Genomic DNA, 15794 nt, shown 5'->3' with positions numbered 1-15794 from the left:
GTGATGTGGCTTGATAGTAAGCCGATGCAGCAAAAAGTTTAATTGACCCGAAGTGGTGACTGCCTCGTGGAGGACGTTTTTCAGTATCAGTGCACTTCACAACTACCTGACCGCGCTTGCAGCCGCGCTGGAGCGCGAAAAGCACATAGATCGCGGATTCCAAGAGGGACTCGACATGGCTATTTCGCACGCTTTAGGAGGGCAAATTCCTGCATGCAAGTCTCGCGTAAGCCAGATGGAACGCCGAACCATTGTCCAGGCATCGAAGACACCATGCGCAGCGCTCTCGCCGCCTGGTGCGTGGCAGATTCACATCATGACCTCAGGCGACGCCGCGCTGTTAGATGCCAGTGCGTAAGGCAATATGATCGCGTGCGCTTACGTGCGGCGGGTTGAAGCTTTCGCCAGAAGCATGACAAAGCTATTGATGCAGCGCCATTCCCACGTGCCCCAGCACACAGCCGCAGAGCCTTGCACCGCAGAAGCAATCGCTGCGCGCTAACAGGCTTTGGGGCTCGTTCTCGATGCCGCGCAGTCTGTCGCCAACGCACGTATTCCGTCTTCGGCCATCAGCGACATGACTGGATTGCTGTCATGGGCGTACAACACCTCCGCCGCATGCGCAATGGCATTGTGGCCGCTCACGAAAGACAAGCCGGGCGGCAATTCACATGACAGCTTAGGGTTGTAGATCACCGTCTTCGGCAACTCACGCAGGTCGCGTCCCATACCTTTCAGATTGTCCCCGGCAAGGCCATGGATCGGTGTCATCTCTGAGCCTGCACAGCTGGTCGGGACCGCGATGATCGGTAGGCGATTCGAGCGCGATCGCCTTACCCACGGCTCGTGTGATCGATGTTCCCAGACCGCGGACGCGCGTGCGGTGCGCAAGACATGCCGCTTCGCGAACCTGACTGCGTTCGAACGCCACGCAATACCCGGCGTAAGCGTCAGCTTGCAGAATGCCTTCAGGAGCATGGATTGCTTCGAATTCTGGCTAACAGCATGTCGAGCGTCGTTCCGAGGTGCCCAGCAAGATAGCTCATCAGCATCTCCATTACGAAGTCGGGGTGTTGCCGCCCATATTACGAATCTGCCTTAAGCAACTTTGAATTCGACGTAACCTTAAACGTGCGACGAATCAAGGAGGAGACTTCTGCCTATCATGAACCAAGAAATAGGGTCGACCCCGGATCACGGGTTACGCTGCCAACCGATGAATGTCGCTCTCACCGATGGCGGGCTGAGTCCGATGCAGGGACTTCGCCTCGTTATACCGACAGGTAGCACTGTCGCGCAGGCTGCGGGCTGCGACGACCACGGAACGAGTCGTTCAATCCTGATCAGTGCACCATTTGTCGCAGTTATTCCGGCCGGGGCGCAGCTGGCCACGGTCGCTGACAACGATCTCAAGGGATGGGTTATCGCACTCAAACCGGGCGTACTTGGGCAAGTCTCGGAGGAAGCGTTTGACGCGGTCCCGAAATGGTCCAGGTTTTGGGACCCGATCCTGCGCGAGACCGCGGACACATTGGCTGCGTTGCATCATGCGGATCTCATCGACGCTGCCTGCGCCGACTCATTTGCCGATGTCATCTCCGTGCACATCGCTCTGCGCTACGGGCACTGTGCTGCTGCGGCCGAGCCGGACATGCCTCTTACGCGTCAAATGCTGACACGCATTCAAGCCTTCGTTAATGAGCACATAGCCGAAACCATTCTGGTCGCGCAACTCGCAGCGCTGGTGCACATGAGTGCATCAAACTTTGCGCGCCTTTTCAAAACGGCGACAGGTACCCCGCCCCATCTGTACCTGACACTCGAACGAGTGAAATTTGCCAGGACGATGTTGTGCGAGGAGACCATTCCCCTGGTGGACGTTGGCGCGCGCGCGGGGTTTCAGACTCAGCAGCATTTCACCGAAGTGTTTCATCGATACAGCGGTGTGACGCCACGCGCATTCCGACTAGCCCGCCGGAACGCCGGTAGCTGATTCATCGACCTGCCAATGATGCTGGCCCCGGTCGCCTATGCCGTGACTCGCTCCTTCAGCCTCGAGAGCAGCGCTCTTGCTGCTGCTTCCGACGACGCGGGGTTCTGACCAGTAATCAGGCTTGCCGCGACAACCACGTACGATTGCCAATCAGGCCCCTTCGAATACTTGCCTCCATTCTTCTTCAACATGTCCTCGACGAGGAAAGGCACCACCTCGGTAAGACCGACGGCCGCTTCTTCCGAATTGGCAAAGCCGGTTACGGGTTTATCGCGCACGAGCGGAGAGCCATCGGGCGCCTTTGCATGATGGAGCACACCGGGAGCATGGCAAACCGCGGCGACCGGCTTTCCCGTCGCATACATGGTTTCGATCAATGCGATCGACTGCGGATCTTCTGCCAGATCCCATAGCGGTCCGTGCCCGCCGGGATAGAACACGGCGTCATAGTCCGCGGCCGAGACAGTTGAGAGCTTCGCTGTATTTGCCAGGGCCGCTTGCACTTCGTTATCCTTCTTGAAACGCCGGGTCGCTTCGGTTTGCGAATCCGGATCGTCGCTCTTGGGGTCGAGGGGCGGCTGCCCGCCTTTTGGCGAAGCGAGTGTCATCTCGACGCCAGCGTCCTTGAACACGTAATAAGGCGCGGCAAACTCTTCGAGCCAGAATCCGGTTTTCCGGCCCGTATCGCCGAGTTGGTCGTGTGAAGTCAGTACCACCAGGATTTTCATGACAACCTCGCGAGTCCGTTCAATTCACGTTGCAACGAGCCGAAGAGCAGTGTCATCAACCCAAGTCATTCTGGCAGTATAGGCGGCTGTCAGGAGCGCTGAGGGTGTTACCGGTTTTGGTGCTGTGTGCTTTCCCGCCCCTCGATCACGACGGTACACAATCGAGCCGCCCGTCTCCAGCACACCCCCGTCAGTAATCGATGGTGATCCGGTTGTCGACCTGCATCACACCGGGGGCAAGCCATGCGATCCGCTCGGCCTCCTCGCGCTCGGCCCACGAGCGGACCGTGCCGCGCAGGACGACCTTATTGCCTTCGGCCTCGACCGTAATGTGCTGTGCGTCGACTTCCGCGTTGCGCTTGAACGCGTCGTCGATCTTGCGCTTGAGTTCCTCGGGCTTGACCTTCGGTTTGATCTCGATCTCGTTCGTCAGGCCGGTTACGCCGCTCACCCGCAGCGCCGTGTCGGCCGCGCGGCGGCGCTGGTAGTCCCATTCGACTTCGCCCTTCAGCGTCACATCTCCGTCCCTGACGACTACCTTGATGTCGTCCGCCGAATAAGGGAGCTCGGCCTTCAGTTGGGCAATGATCTCGCGCACGATCTCCGGATCGGGCCGCTTGTTGATCAGCGGCAACCGCACCTCCACATCGTTTGCCACCCCCCGCACGCCGCGCACACGCGTCGCGTCCTCCTCAGCCTTGCGCCTTTGCCGGAAGCTGCGCGCGAAACCGGACAATGTGACGGCGCCGTCCTTGACCGCCACCCCGATATCTGATGCATCGATGTCCGGATCCCAATTCAGTTCGTACTCCACGTCCCGCTTGATCTCGTCGTCGGTTCTCATCGCTGCTCCTCGTCGGTTTGTTGATGGACTAACCGGTTTGTTGATGGACTAACGCGCGCAGGCGGGCCACGCGCAGCGCCACACGCATCCGTCCACGATAGGACAACGGTAGGGCGCGTCGGGCCGATTGTCTTTCCTGCGCCTGCGCAATTTTTTCGGAATGCTGCCGTACGTTCATATCTGAAATCCGCGCAGCAGGAGCTGCAGAGATCCGACACGTCTTCGCAGGAATGAGGAAGAAGTGCACCCGGCAAGAACCTAGTCTTGATGTCATAGTCATCGCATCAATGGCACCGTCAACATCCGACGGTGCGTGCCGGCCGCGACACGCATGGCTGGCTGGCACCGCCGCTCCTTTGCGGCGCGGTCGACCAGCTTGCGCGCGGCACTGGGCGTGAATTAAACCGTCGTGCCGCGGAAGGGTCTCGGCTTATTTCCCAGAGAAAAGGAGTAAATCGATGAGCGATCTAGTCGTTGTAAGCTTCAAAGGCGAAGACACGGCCGACCAGGTGTTGACCAAGCTCCAGCAGATGCAGAAGGAGCACCTGATCGACCTTGAGGATGCCTGCATCGTGGTCCGTAGCCAGAACGGCAAAGTACACCTCAAGCAAGCCGTCGATCTCGTCAAGATCGGCGCGCTCAGCGGCGCGGCTTGGGGTGGTCTGTTTGGTGCGCTGGTTGGGCTGATGTTGCTCAATCCGCTCGTCGGGCTGACAACAGGCATGGCCATCGGTGCTGGCACGGGCGCGTTGTCGGGCGCGCTCTCGGACTATGGGATCGATGACGATTTCATGCGTTCGACGGGCCAGAACATTGAGCCGGGTTCGTCGGCGCTCTTCATCCTTGTGCGTCGCGTGAATTTCGACAAGGTCCTGCCAGAGCTGAAGCCTTTCGGCGGAAAGATATTAAGGACATCTCTCACGAACGATCAGGAGGAACGCCTGAAGAAGGCGCTAGAGAGCCTGGACAGCAGCGGCACGACAGCATGAGCGCCCCTGCGCTGCATCAGGGTTGTGATCTCGAATTCTGTTGAAGTTCGCATGTGGCTCGGATCGACACTCCGACAATTATGCGGACCACACCGTGTGGACGTCGACAACATCGACGCGCAGTTCGACATTGGAGGGTGCTCACGCTTAAATTTCCGAAGACTGATATGACCGCAATTGAAGTCCGGAGTTGAGATCCGTCGGTCACCGGTTCGAATCCCGTAGGGCGCGTCCGGTGGAGGATGGCATGAAAGCAGGAAGCAGCACTATTGCGGCGCTCGCAGCGGTCGTCCTGTCAGGGCTCGTCTATGTGAATTGCCCACAGATAAGATCGCTATGCGCCGAAGGCAAGGCACTCGACCTAGCCGTCTGCGCGGCGTCCAAGATACAGGTCGCTTGTAAGACGGAAGCGCGCGAGAAGTACAAAATGTGTGTGAAACGAGCGACATGTTCCCTTTAGGTAATGCCCGCCGTTAGCGTTCGGGTTCCAAGGCGAGCACGCGAAGCGCGGCCAAATCGAGAAACCCGGAGAGTGTCTACATGCCAGATCGTGCGACGTCAGAAAGGCGAGCCTTTCAGGCTTGTCCAACTCAGAACCGATCTTCGCGAGCAGCTTGTTAGTCGCGATGCCGGGGTCGAGCACGCGAGACCCGTGGTGTCGAGCATCTCCTGCTTCACGCAAGCGCCGGTATCTCGCGCCACCCAGCAAGATCAGTGACGTGGATTTGGACGTCGTCGATGCCGCGATTTTCGATCTGCGGGATGAAGGTGGCGATCTCCACCTCCAATAAGCGTGACTGCATGCACGCAACGCCGCTGCAATAGCGAAATTCCGCTGGTTCCCTTATGGAGCACAACATGACAAAGGAAAGTCGCGTCGACATCCAGAAGTCGAAAGCCGAGGCACAGGAAGCGCCGAAGACCCTGGACGAGCAACTCGACGAAGCGCTCGAAGAGACCTTTCCTGCGAGCGATCCAATTGCCGTTCACCCGGAGCCCGAGCAACCCGCGAAGAAGTAAACTCCATCGTCGTCGGTAGATTTTGTTCGAGGCGCCCCGACAACTCGGAAAGTCTTACGGTAGATGCGGGTGCGACACGTGTCGCCGTCAGCCGCGCGTTATGCGGCATGCTGTAGATGGTAAAGCTCTTTTTTGCCTTGTCACAGAGCGTGAAAGCGGTACCGGCTTCTGCCCTCGCTTTCGCGTGCAACGCCGTCCGCGGCTTCTGAGCACTGGTCGGAGTTGATAGGTTGCCCAATCTCCAGGTCCCTCACGACGTGCTGCGTTGGTCTTGAACTGAAATCTTTCGAAAGCGGCAGAGTAGCTAAGGGCACGGCAGGGCCGCATCCGGCCCCCGATGGCGCGATGGACCGGGTGGCCTCAGGATGGTGACACATCTGAGCAGAAACGGGAAAGAAGCGCACGCGGGTCATGGCTAGACTGGTCGGAAAGCGGAATCCTGTCGATGTGATCTGACGCCGACGCTTCGAAGCGTCTATGGCCGCACTTTTCGGGCCGAGTCAAAAACCCAAGGAGCGAATTTATGCCTGACACGGAAATCGCGCCCGCGGAAGCCGGGCAGCACGACGAGCAAATCCCGCTGCGCAAGCTCTTCGAACCCGTAAAGGTAGGACCGCACAACCTGCGTCATCGTGTCGTGATGGCGCCGCTGACGCGTTCGCGCGCGAGCCGACCAGGGAACATACCGTCGCAGCTCAACGCCTGCTATTACGCGCAGCGCGCAGCGGCCGCCCTCATCATCAGCGAGGCGACGCAGGTGTCGATGCAAGGACAGGGCTATGCATGGACGCCTGGGATCCATAGTCGCGAGCAGGTTGAAGGCTGGCGGCTCGTGGCGCACGCCGTGCACGAGGCGGGCGGGTTGATGTTCATGCAGCTCTGGCACGTCGGACGCATATCGCACCCCTCGTTGCAGCCGGATGAAATGCTGCCCGTTGCGCCCTCTGCGGTCCGGCCCAGGGCGGAGGCGTTCATCGAGAACGAGCGCGGCGAAGGTGTCGTCGCGCCCTGCGTCACGCCTCGCGCGCTGCAGGTCGAAGAGATGCCGTATCTCGTGCGCCAATACGCCAGGGGGGCGCGCAACGCAAAGGCTGCCGGTATGGACGGCGTCGAAGTGCACGGAGCGAACGGGTACCTGCTCGACCAGTTTCTGTTGTCCGGCACGAACCGCCGCACGGACGAATACGGCGGGTCGAGCGAGCGTCGGGCCAAGCTGCTGCTCGAGGTGATCGAAACGGTTTGCGAAGTGTGGGGGCCGGAAAAGGTCGGCGTACGGCTCTCCCCTCTCGGCACCTTCAACGACATGCATGACGACGATCCCGAGGCGACCTTTTCTTACGTCATCGAGAAGCTCAATCGATACCGGCTGGCCTACTTGCACATCGTCAATCCCGCGCTGGCGGCGACCGGTGAGGATGTCGCTTTCACGGAGCGCGCGAAACGCATGAGCGAGATGATACGCCGCGCTTATCGCGGTGTGCTGATGGTCGCGGGCGGGTTCGACGCCAGCAGTGCGGAAAGATGGCTCGAGGACGGCAACGCGGACCTGATCGCGTTCGGACGCTTGTTCATCGCCAATCCCGACCTGCCGGAACGCTTCCGGTTGCACGCTCCGCTCAATTCGCCGGATCCGTCGACGTTCTATGGAGGCGGCGAGCGCGGGTATACCGACTATCCGTCGCTCGCGCAGGAGCGCGGGGAGGCCCCACGGTCCGTCATCGATGGGCGTTGGAGATAGACTGTCGTTGAACGGCGAGCTCGCTGGCATCACGCGACGATTTGCGATGGCCGCCGAGCCGGCGACCGATCACGCTGAGAGGCGCACCATGGCTTTCACTACCTGGGTTGTCGTTGCCGACGGCAGCCGTGCACGAATCTTCGAGACACCGGGACTTAAACTCGACTTGCGGGAAATCGAAGACCTCGTCAATGTCGTCCCGAGTGGACCGTCGCTGAGCGAGAAGGATCGCGAAAAATTCGCGAAGACCGTCGCCGACTACGTCGAACAGGGACGGCTTCATCACCGGTATCAGCGATTGCGATTTGCCGTGGAGCCGAAGTTTCTCGGGATGCTGCGCGAGCGTCTGAGCGAGGAGACGCGTCAGATGATTTTCGAAGAGATCAACGAAGATCTCTCGGCCCTCGATGCGCGCGATATTCAAGCGCACCTGCGAAGGCATTGACGGCGAGCTGCCCGGTCGTAAACCGGCCTACCGCTCGATGCCGTGCGCCGGGCCTTATTTCACTGGCCGTAGACGTCGAAGTCGAAATACTTCTTCGCAATCCTGTCATACGTGCCGTCCGCGCGCGTGTCGGCAATGGCCTTGTCGATCTTTTCCTTCAGGTCGGTATCCTCTTTGCGCAACCCGATCGCGGTACCGCTGCCCAAGGTCTTCGCATCATAAAGCGGATTGCCGGCGAATCCGAAGTCCTTGCCTCGCGGCGTGCGCAGGAAACCGACGTCGGCTTGCACGGCATTCTGCAGCGATGCGTCGATACGCCCGGCGATCAGGTCCGCGTACACCTGATCCTGGTCCTGATAGGACACGATCGTCGCGCCAGCCGTCTCCCAATACGTCTTCGCGTAGGTTTCCTGGATCGAGCCCTGCTCGACGCCGATTCGCTTGCCCTTCAGCGCTTCCGGCGTCGGCACGATCGTCGAGCCCTTCTTCGCGACGAGGCGCGTCGGAATGCGGAACACCTTCGCCGAGAACGCGATCTGCGCCTGGCGTGCGGGCGTCATCGACATCGTCGACAGCACGCCGTCGAACTTGCGCCCCTTCAGCGCGGGAATCATCCCGTCGAAGGAGTTTTCCACCCACACGCATTTTGCATCCAGACGCCGGCAAATCTCGTTGCCCAGATCGATATCGAAACCGACGAGCTTGCCGTCGGCGGCTTTCGATTCGAACGGCGGATAGCTCGCGTCGACACCGAACCGCACGGTCGGCCAGTCCTTAGCGATTGCGTTGCCGGACGATCCGGCGAGCAGCGCAACCGTTAGGGTTGCAAGCGTGGCTTTCATGTTTCTCCTTTGTCACTGTTTTAGAAAAAATTCGCGGCTGGATTGAACGGGCATGGTCCGGCGGGTCAACAGCCTGATAGTGGCGAGACCGATAACTCATGGAGCCGCATCCCGCGCGCGGGCCCGACATTCGAGCCTAATCTGCCCAACCATACAAATGCATTAAAAAAATCATTTCATGCGGATCACGCATGCCGGGCCGCATGGTCCGAACGGCATGCGATGACCCTCGTGTCTTCCGCTGGAATAGCCGGGAAGCTGCCCGTCCTGACTGGGCCTGTTCGCGGCAACGGCAAGATCGCAGGCTACGATTTTTTGACTTCTTCGTCGTCAGTCCCCACGACTCCGAACTCGACGGCGGTCTTGACGTAGAACAGACGCACGTTATCCGCGCGAAGCCGCTCGAATAACCGGTCGGCTTCTTCGCTGGTCACCGCCATCACGACGGACAGCGGCTGGTCCGCCAGTTCGAAAAAGTGCGCGGAATGAATGCGATGATGGTGGCCGATGCCTTCGCATGCCGGTATCACCGTGGCGCCGCGCAAAGCCAGTTCGCCGGCGAGATGGACGAGCCAGTCGGCCAGCGGCTTGCCGCGATGGCGGCGATCCTGTTGGGTAAAGAAGGTGACCTGATAGCCGTTCATGTTGGCGTCTCCTTCATGCGGTTCGGGCCGCTGCCAGAAAACCTCTGCTGGCAGCGTCACCGGCAGCGTTCCTGTGACCTGTCAACGCTACCACTTTCGCCGAAAAGGAGTGCGACAGTAGGACGAGATTGTCGAAGATCGCTAGCGCGTTTCACGGCGTCGGTGAGCAACGCGCAAGCAACCGGCGTTTATCGCGCTCCGGGAACCCCAGCAGTACCCCGGGTTTTCCCTGGTCGCGACGATGTCGATACCGCAATCGTCGACTCGTCGTGAAAGTATCTCCAACTTCTTCAGTGAAAGGCGAGCACACCATGGCTACCGGAACCATCCATCTCCATCGAGTCTTGCGCGCGACCCCCGAGCGCATCTATCGCGCCTTCCTCGAACCCGACGCAATCGCGAAGTGGCTTCCTCCGTATGGCTTCACCTGTCAGGTCCATCACATGGATGCCCGCGTCGGGGGCACCCACAAGATGTCCTTTCGCAACTTCAGCACCGGCAACGGCCACTCGTTCGGCGGCGAGTATGTGGAACTGGTGCCGTTCGAAAAAATCCGCTACACGGACCGCTTCGACGACCCGAACCTGCCCGGCCAGATGCACGTCACCATTTCATTGCGGCAAGTGTCCTGCGGGACCGACGTCACGATCGTGCAGGAGGGCGTGCCCGAGGTCATTCCTGTGGAGATGTGCTATCTCGGCTGGCAGGAGTCGCTGATGCAGTTGGCGAAGCTGGTCGAGCCCGAGATTTCTGACTGAGCGCGTAGCCACAGATGCGCGTGCCGTTGCTCGAAGCCCAGCCATTGGCGATGGCGCTTCGAGCAACACGAGGTGTTCACATGCCGACGCCTACTTCGCGCGCTTTGGCTTCGCCTTCGCTTTTCCGTTGGCCGTATTCACAGCAATCGCGGCGACGATGAGCGCCTTGAACGCGCGCGCGTCGACCTGCTCCCCTTCATGGATGTCGATCGCGCGCCTGACGTTGCCGTCGAGGCTCGAGTTGAACAGCTTTCGCGGGTCCTGCAACGAAGCCCCTTTGGCGAAAGTCAGCTTCACGACCGACTTGTACGACTCGCCGGTGCAGATGATCCCATCATGCGACCACGTAGGCGTGCCCATCCATTTCCACTCCTCCACGACATCCGGGTCCGCCTCCTTGATGAGCTTGCGCATCCGGCTCAAGGTCTCGCCGCGCCAGTCTGCGAGATCGGCGATTCTTTTGTCGATCAACTCAGATGCCGGCTGGCCCTCGGGCGAATCCGACGTTTTCATGTTGTTCTCCTGGACTTCCAGCATCGCGCCGGTTGCGGAGCTCGTCTTTCTCCGCGCGTGGTGAACCGGAAGTTCGTCTCACGGGTTGCAGGTTCAGATGCCAAAGCGCTTCGCATACTCCTCGTTCAGGCGCGGCCAACCAAATTTCATTGCCTCGCCGCCGACGATACGTCCGATCGGCTCATCGCCAACGAGCCGATCGAGCACGTCGAGGCAGATGTGCCAGCCCGCTGCGCCCATCGCGATGAAGCCGCGATCGATGTTGTGCCACAGCGTAAGCCGCGTGCCGTCGCCGAGCGGTTCGAGCTCCCATCGCATGTCGTTGTCGCCCCAGCGGTATTCGAGCAGCTTGGGCGCGTCGGCGCGCGTCACCTCTGTCTCGGAGACTTGCGGCGTCGGCGTGCCGACCGTGGAAAGCTTCACGGGCCCGACAGCGGCGAGACTCCGGTCGGCGTCGAATGGCGCCCACTCACGCAGACTGGCCGGATCGGTCAACGCATTCCAGACTTTCTGCGGCGAATGGCGCAACTCGCGAACCAAAACGAGTGTCCATTTTTCGCCGTCTTTTCTGACTTCCGCGCCGGCGGCGGGGCCCGGCATGTAGTCGTCTCGCTTGCTCATGGTTTCTTCCCCTTGCGGCGCGGTGCAGGATCGATCTGATCGAGGTGGCGTTCGAGAGCATCGACATGAACCGACCAGTAGCGGCGAAACGGTTCGAGCCATGCGTCGATCTCCATCAGCGGCTCCGGTTTGATCCGGTACAGACGCCGTTGTGCGTCGACGCGCGCTTCCACGAAGCCAGCCTCGCGAAGCACCCGCAGGTGCTTCGAAACCGAGGGCTGCGAGAGATTCAGCTTCTCCTCGATTTCACCCACGGACTGCTCCGAGGATGCGAGCAGACTCAGGATGGCGCGGCGGCTCGGTTCGGCGATGATGGCAAATGTCGATTCCATACCTCTTATATACTTCGCCGAGTATATTCGTGTCAAGCCGGGTATGTGCTGTCGTTGGGATAGCGGATGTCTGCGGGTTTGGCTGGCGCTGAGGCCGAGGCTGAAGCGGGACTGAGGCTGAGGCGCGTTATCGCCTGTTTCGGCAACGCCGCGCATTCGGGAAATCCCGTGGTCAACTTGCCGTAGGAAACCGTGGAAACCGGCCCTGTCACGCAGAAGGTGTGCGCGCAGCGTCAAAGGTAGCGCGATGGCCTTGCGTCAATACCGGCATCCGCACCACACCGCTCTCGTCGGGCGACAGGAACAGCAACACGATGCAGTCGCGATCCCGCAGACCTTGCCCGCTTCGCGGACTGCTCCCAAACAGCCGGTTCAGCAAACGAAAACGGCCCGTCGCCGGGCGGTCATGCTACCAGTACAGTCGCCGGGCTGCGACGCTTGACTCCTACACTCTGCAAGCGTCAGCCCCGCGCCCGGTCGATCGTGCTGAGCGCCAGTTCCCGCGCAAGATCCGCGTATAACTCAGCCCATTTGCCAAGCAACGTGCAGTCGTCGGTCAGAAACAGCGGATGCCCCACCCATGCGCTGACACTCGTCCCCTTCCTGGCCAGTTCGAAGACGCGCAAATCCCGATCCTCGCTGATGCCGATGTCGATCATTTCCTGAAACGACGCTAGGTTGCCAAGACGCACATTTTGCACCGCGATGCCGTGGATCGCAGCGAGCGCGCCGACCGCGCGCTCGCGCGCATCGTCGCGGCTGGCAGCGAGCAGAAACACGATGCTTTCGTGATGGGTGTTGTCGAATACCGCCCGATAGAGCGAGGTAATGCAGCGATGGCTTAGCTGTGTGCCCATGTCTGCCCCGGTCCGCGAGAGCGATGCCTTGGTTTTCCCCGTCGCCCGAATGCGGCTCATTTGCTTGTCGAACCGCTGTTTCCGGCGGCGGTATTTTTCGCTGCTCCAGTACAGATAGACCCCGCACACGACCAGGCAGGCCAGCGCGAGAATCCCGACGCCCCAGAGTACTGCCAGATCAGCATACGCCATATCAGGCCCCCTTCTGTGTCGTTCATGGTTCGACCGTGATTTCCGCGATCTCGCCGGCCGTCCGGCTATAAGCCGGACTCCCCTGCACTCCAACCGGAATACGCTCCGTTCCCGCTGACGCCCACCCGGTTAACTATCCAACTCACCGGCCTTCGTTGCAGGCCCGGCTTGACGAGCAACCAGCCTGTGCGGCGAGCTATCCGCACGGATATGACGGGCCGGCCTGTCATTTCGGCCAGTTCCCAATGCAACCCGGGGAATCGCCGCGGCGCGTGGGTTCGCTCCGGTGGCCGGCGTCGCCATCACCCGGTAAGCGAAACGACACTTCCAGTATCGGACGGCAGGTGCTATTGATCAACAGAGCACACCTCTCTATTGACCAATCCGTCTCACTATAGGAGGCTATTGGTCTCGCAGGGCTCATGCTCAAGGCATCAGCAATTGGCGAACGCCTCGCCGGCCCCATGAACCCGCACCAATCAGAAATGGGGCGAACCATCCCCCTGACGCCGGACGCACGACGAGCGCCGCCGCGCAATCGACAAAAGCCCACATCGCTTCTTGCGTTGCGGGACACAAAATGGCCCGCCAGAGGCCCGCGCTGGCAACACGCCGCGTCAAACCGGCATGCACGCAATCTCGCCAGCCTCACGCGGACTCAGCCTTTGCGCACATGCAAAAGAACGTCGCGCAACACGATCGCCTGGTTGTGTTCCTCGTCTTTCGCGCCGTAGACGAGTGTGATCCGCTGACCGGCCGCATCGCTCATGAGTTGCTGCATGCGCGCTCGCATCTCATCGCTATCCAGTTCATCGCGGTAGCGTTGCTGAAACTCCGTCCATCGCTTCGAATCGTGCCCGAACCATTCGCGCAGTTGCGCGCTCGGCGCAAGCTCACGCGACCACTGGTCCAGTTTAAGCGTCTCCTTATTGCGACCTCGTGGCCATACGCGATCGACGAGCACGCGATAACCGTCATCCGGGCCCGGCTCTGCGTAGGCTCGCTGGATCACGATCTTCGCACTCTTGCTGTTCGCACGCGGCATGCGTTCCTCCGCTCTACAGGATGTGCCGATCCGGTTTATCTGTTCCCGCCTGTCCCGCCGGTGACTGCTTGCACCGTTGCCCGCAGCATCGGCAGTACTTCGCTTTCGAACCACGGGTGATGCTTGAACCATGCCTGATTACGCGGCGACGGGTGCGGCAACGGAACGAAGGCCGGCGCGTATTCAGCCCATGCCCTCACTGTTTCCGTCAGCGACGGCTTGCGGCGCGCGCCGAGGAAATGGCGCTGCGCATATTGGCCAATCAATAGCGTCAACTCTACGTTAGGCAACTTCTCCAGCAAGCTATCCAGCCACAGTTGCGCACACTCGCGGCGCGGCGGCTTGTCGCCGCTAGTGCCTCGTCCGGGATAGCAGAACCCCATTGAAATGATGGCGAACTGCGTCTCGTCATAGAACGACGTGACGTCGACGCCGAGCCAGGATCGCAGGCGCTCGCCGCTCGCGTCGCTCCATGCAATTCCCGACGCGTGCACCCGCGCACCGGGCGCTTGACCCACGATGAGGATGCGGGCTTCGTCGGCAGCACGCACGATGGGCCGGGGCCCCAGCGGCAGATCGCGTTCGCATGCGCGGCAATCGCGCACGTCGGCAAGAAGTGCTTCGAGGGTGGGGTAGGCGGGCTTGTTCACTTGTGGAAATCCGATTTGACGCGGGTCCTCGCCCAGATCGTAAGAATTTCCATTTTACAACCGCCATTTGCGACAGGCCGCTCGACAGACGGTCAATGCAGTTCATCCACGCTGCACGGCGTGCACAGGAACGATCATGTCCATCGCTTCAATGCGCGGAACCGAACAAGAATGTTTTGAACGCTATCCGATAGCGTCGCCCAATTTCATTCGGGAAACTTATTTATAATCGCGTAACAAGGCTTCAAAAGCCTGCTCATCGCGAACGTCCTTCTGCGCGCAGCACATGAACCGCAAGCGCCACGTCCATGCGACCGTGGCGCTGCGAAAGCAGCTTACTTCTGTGTGTCGTACAACCGGTCGGGCACGAACAGCGCGGTGAAACCGCTCAAAAAGAACACCCCGCCCACCACCAGAAAGCCGGCGCCAATCGAAAACTGGGTAGCCAGATAACCGATCACGATCGGCGCCGCGCCCGAACAGAAGCGGCCGAGGTTATAGGAGCCGCCCACCGCCGTACCACGGATGGGAGTCGCGAAGCTCTCGGACATGAACGTGCCGATCGTCCCCAGCGGCACGCCGTACAAAAAGCCGAACAGCAGCATCAGATAAATGATGTTCTCGCGCGTATGCAAGAAGATGATGACGGGCAGAAACAGCGCCGCGCCCACGCAACCGAGCACATACACACCGCGCCGGCTCCAGCGGTCGCCGAGCCACCCGGCGACGATCTTGCCGACGAAGGCGACCACGAACGTGCCGATCATGTATCCCGCCATTGCGTTGAACTTGACGTGCAGTTCCTTTTCCAGGTAAGTCGGCAACCAGTTGTTCAACCCATAAAACCCGGAAAGCGCGAACACCGAGGCCAGGGTCCACAAAATGAACATGGTTCGCGACTGCCGGTTGCTGAAGATCAGATAGTAGCGATTGTCGATGAGCCGACGTTCGCTAGTGCGGGCGGCCGCGCGGGTCGCTCGCCAGTTGGCCGGTTCGGGCACCACGAATTTGATCGCCAGCGCGAGCAGCACGGGCAGCGCCGACACGTAGTACAGCGTGCGCCAGCCGTACTGCGGCAAGATCCAGTTGCTCAGCGCAATGACGACGATATAGCCCGCCGAAATGCCCGTCTGCAACGCACCGAGAATCAGCGAGCGCCGCTGCGTCGGCACGTATTCGGCGACGAGCGTGGTCACCAGCACCATGCAGCCGATGCCGAGAGAACTGATGAATCGGACGACCGCGAATTCCACGAAGTTATGCGTGAGCCCCAGCAAGCCGGCGCCCAGCGAAAAAAGCGCCAATGCCCACGCGACGACCCGCACCCGCCCCAGTCGATCGCTCGCCCAGCCGCCCGCGATTCCGCCGATCGCCATGCCGATCAACGTCAAGCTTCCCAGTGCGCCTGATTCGACGTTGGTCAGTCCGAATTCGTTTTTGATCCGCGTGAGCGTCAGGCCGTACATCATCACGTCCGCGCCGTCGGCGATCAACGCAAGGTAGCCGAGAATGAAGACGAGCAGCCAGCGGCCCTGGGCTTCGGAAGTCGTGGTCAAGCTTGACGGTGTGGTGGAAGCCATAGC

General features: G+C 60.5%; 19 protein-coding genes and 1 pseudogene. 6 read left to right on the top strand and 14 right to left on the bottom strand.

The window, feature by feature from the left end:
* Positions 1-498: 498 nt before the first annotated feature.
* Both PQR02_RS08550 and PQR02_RS08545 read right to left on the bottom strand, forming a co-directional pair.
* Positions 499-771 (bottom strand): dehydroquinate synthase/iron-containing alcohol dehydrogenase family protein, encoded by a 273-nt coding sequence (locus tag PQR02_RS08550; protein WP_459252048.1) that lies wholly within the window; start codon positions 769-771, stop codon positions 499-501.
* Positions 772-874: 103 nt separating this feature from the next.
* Positions 875-970, bottom strand: a pseudogene (locus PQR02_RS08545) (IS66 family transposase); the annotation flags it as partial.
* A 246-nt stretch (positions 971-1216) separates the two neighbouring features.
* On the opposite strand from PQR02_RS08545, the gene PQR02_RS08540 reads away from it, so the two are divergent.
* Positions 1217-1993, top strand: a complete 777-nt coding sequence (locus tag PQR02_RS08540; RefSeq protein WP_408228302.1) for a helix-turn-helix domain-containing protein — start codon at positions 1217-1219, stop codon at positions 1991-1993.
* Between the two features lie 35 nt (positions 1994-2028).
* On the opposite strand, the gene PQR02_RS08535 is transcribed toward PQR02_RS08540, so the two are convergent.
* Both PQR02_RS08535 and PQR02_RS08530 read right to left on the bottom strand, forming a co-directional pair.
* Entirely contained in the window at positions 2029-2721 is a 693-nt protein-coding gene (locus PQR02_RS08535) for a type 1 glutamine amidotransferase domain-containing protein (RefSeq protein ID WP_408228299.1), read from the bottom strand.
* Between the two features lie 190 nt (positions 2722-2911).
* Complete coding sequence (locus tag PQR02_RS08530; protein WP_408228296.1) at positions 2912-3565, bottom strand: BON domain-containing protein; 654 nt, start codon at positions 3563-3565, stop codon at positions 2912-2914.
* 458 nt (positions 3566-4023) lie between these two features.
* On the opposite strand from PQR02_RS08530, the gene PQR02_RS08525 reads away from it, so the two are divergent.
* Entirely contained in the window at positions 4024-4554 is a 531-nt protein-coding gene (locus PQR02_RS08525) for a DUF1269 domain-containing protein (RefSeq protein ID WP_408228294.1), read from the top strand.
* A 674-nt stretch (positions 4555-5228) separates the two neighbouring features.
* On the opposite strand, the gene PQR02_RS08520 is transcribed toward PQR02_RS08525, so the two are convergent.
* Positions 5229-5357 (bottom strand): hypothetical protein, encoded by a 129-nt coding sequence (locus tag PQR02_RS08520; protein ID WP_408228291.1) that lies wholly within the window; start codon positions 5355-5357, stop codon positions 5229-5231.
* Between the two features lie 55 nt (positions 5358-5412).
* Between PQR02_RS08520 and PQR02_RS08515 the strand changes: the two genes are divergently transcribed.
* The 3 genes from PQR02_RS08515 (at position 5413) to PQR02_RS08505 (ending at position 7757) form a co-directional block, all read left to right on the top strand.
* Entirely contained in the window at positions 5413-5574 is a 162-nt protein-coding gene (locus PQR02_RS08515) for a hypothetical protein (RefSeq protein ID WP_408228288.1), read from the top strand.
* 523 nt (positions 5575-6097) lie between these two features.
* Positions 6098-7312 carry an alkene reductase gene (locus tag PQR02_RS08510; RefSeq protein ID WP_408228285.1) on the top strand — a complete coding sequence of 405 codons (1215 nt, stop codon included), beginning with the start codon at positions 6098-6100 and terminating at the stop codon, positions 7310-7312.
* An 88-nt stretch (positions 7313-7400) separates the two neighbouring features.
* Positions 7401-7757, top strand: a complete 357-nt coding sequence (locus PQR02_RS08505; protein ID WP_408228282.1) for a host attachment protein — start codon at positions 7401-7403, stop codon at positions 7755-7757.
* 59 nt (positions 7758-7816) lie between these two features.
* Here PQR02_RS08505 and PQR02_RS08500 read toward each other — a convergent pair whose 3' ends face one another.
* A complete protein-coding gene (locus tag PQR02_RS08500) occupies positions 7817-8599 on the bottom strand; it encodes an ABC transporter substrate-binding protein (RefSeq protein WP_408228278.1) in 783 nt (260 codons plus the stop codon).
* Between the two features lie 305 nt (positions 8600-8904).
* Entirely contained in the window at positions 8905-9243 is a 339-nt protein-coding gene (locus PQR02_RS08495; RefSeq protein ID WP_408228275.1) for a DUF190 domain-containing protein, read from the bottom strand.
* Positions 9244-9554: 311 nt separating this feature from the next.
* Between PQR02_RS08495 and PQR02_RS08490 the strand changes: the two genes are divergently transcribed.
* Positions 9555-10001 (top strand): SRPBCC family protein, encoded by a 447-nt coding sequence (locus PQR02_RS08490; RefSeq protein WP_408228272.1) that lies wholly within the window; start codon positions 9555-9557, stop codon positions 9999-10001.
* A 90-nt stretch (positions 10002-10091) separates the two neighbouring features.
* Here the strand turns inward: PQR02_RS08490 and PQR02_RS08485 are convergent, their stop codons facing one another.
* From PQR02_RS08485 to PQR02_RS08455, 7 genes are all read right to left on the bottom strand, one after another.
* The gene (locus PQR02_RS08485) at positions 10092-10514 is read right to left on the bottom strand and encodes a DUF1801 domain-containing protein (RefSeq protein ID WP_408228269.1); all 423 of its coding nucleotides are present in this window, start codon (positions 10512-10514) and stop codon (positions 10092-10094) included.
* Between the two features lie 93 nt (positions 10515-10607).
* Positions 10608-11135: an SRPBCC family protein gene (locus tag PQR02_RS08480; protein WP_408228266.1), complete on the bottom strand. Its 528-nt coding sequence runs from the start codon at positions 11133-11135 to the stop codon at positions 10608-10610.
* On the bottom strand, positions 11132-11623 hold the full coding sequence (locus PQR02_RS08475; RefSeq protein WP_408228263.1) for an ArsR/SmtB family transcription factor: 492 nt from the start codon (positions 11621-11623) through the stop codon (positions 11132-11134). The genes PQR02_RS08480 and PQR02_RS08475 overlap by 4 nt, the downstream gene beginning before the upstream one ends.
* 305 nt (positions 11624-11928) lie before the next feature.
* The gene (locus PQR02_RS08470; RefSeq protein ID WP_408228260.1) at positions 11929-12453 is read right to left on the bottom strand and encodes a hypothetical protein; all 525 of its coding nucleotides are present in this window, start codon (positions 12451-12453) and stop codon (positions 11929-11931) included.
* A 721-nt stretch (positions 12454-13174) separates the two neighbouring features.
* Entirely contained in the window at positions 13175-13561 is a 387-nt protein-coding gene (locus PQR02_RS08465; protein ID WP_408228258.1) for a DUF488 domain-containing protein, read from the bottom strand.
* A 35-nt stretch (positions 13562-13596) separates the two neighbouring features.
* Positions 13597-14211 (bottom strand): uracil-DNA glycosylase family protein, encoded by a 615-nt coding sequence (locus tag PQR02_RS08460; RefSeq protein ID WP_408228255.1) that lies wholly within the window; start codon positions 14209-14211, stop codon positions 13597-13599.
* Positions 14212-14546: 335 nt separating this feature from the next.
* On the bottom strand, positions 14547-15791 hold the full coding sequence (locus PQR02_RS08455; RefSeq protein WP_408228252.1) for an MFS transporter: 1245 nt from the start codon (positions 15789-15791) through the stop codon (positions 14547-14549).
* Positions 15792-15794 lie beyond the last annotated feature (3 nt).

Origin of the sequence: Paraburkholderia sediminicola, from assembly GCF_046026895.1 — a bacterium.
GTDB lineage: Bacteria > Pseudomonadota > Gammaproteobacteria > Burkholderiales > Burkholderiaceae > Paraburkholderia > Paraburkholderia sediminicola_C.
This window is presented reverse-complemented; position numbering and strand designations above follow the sequence as displayed.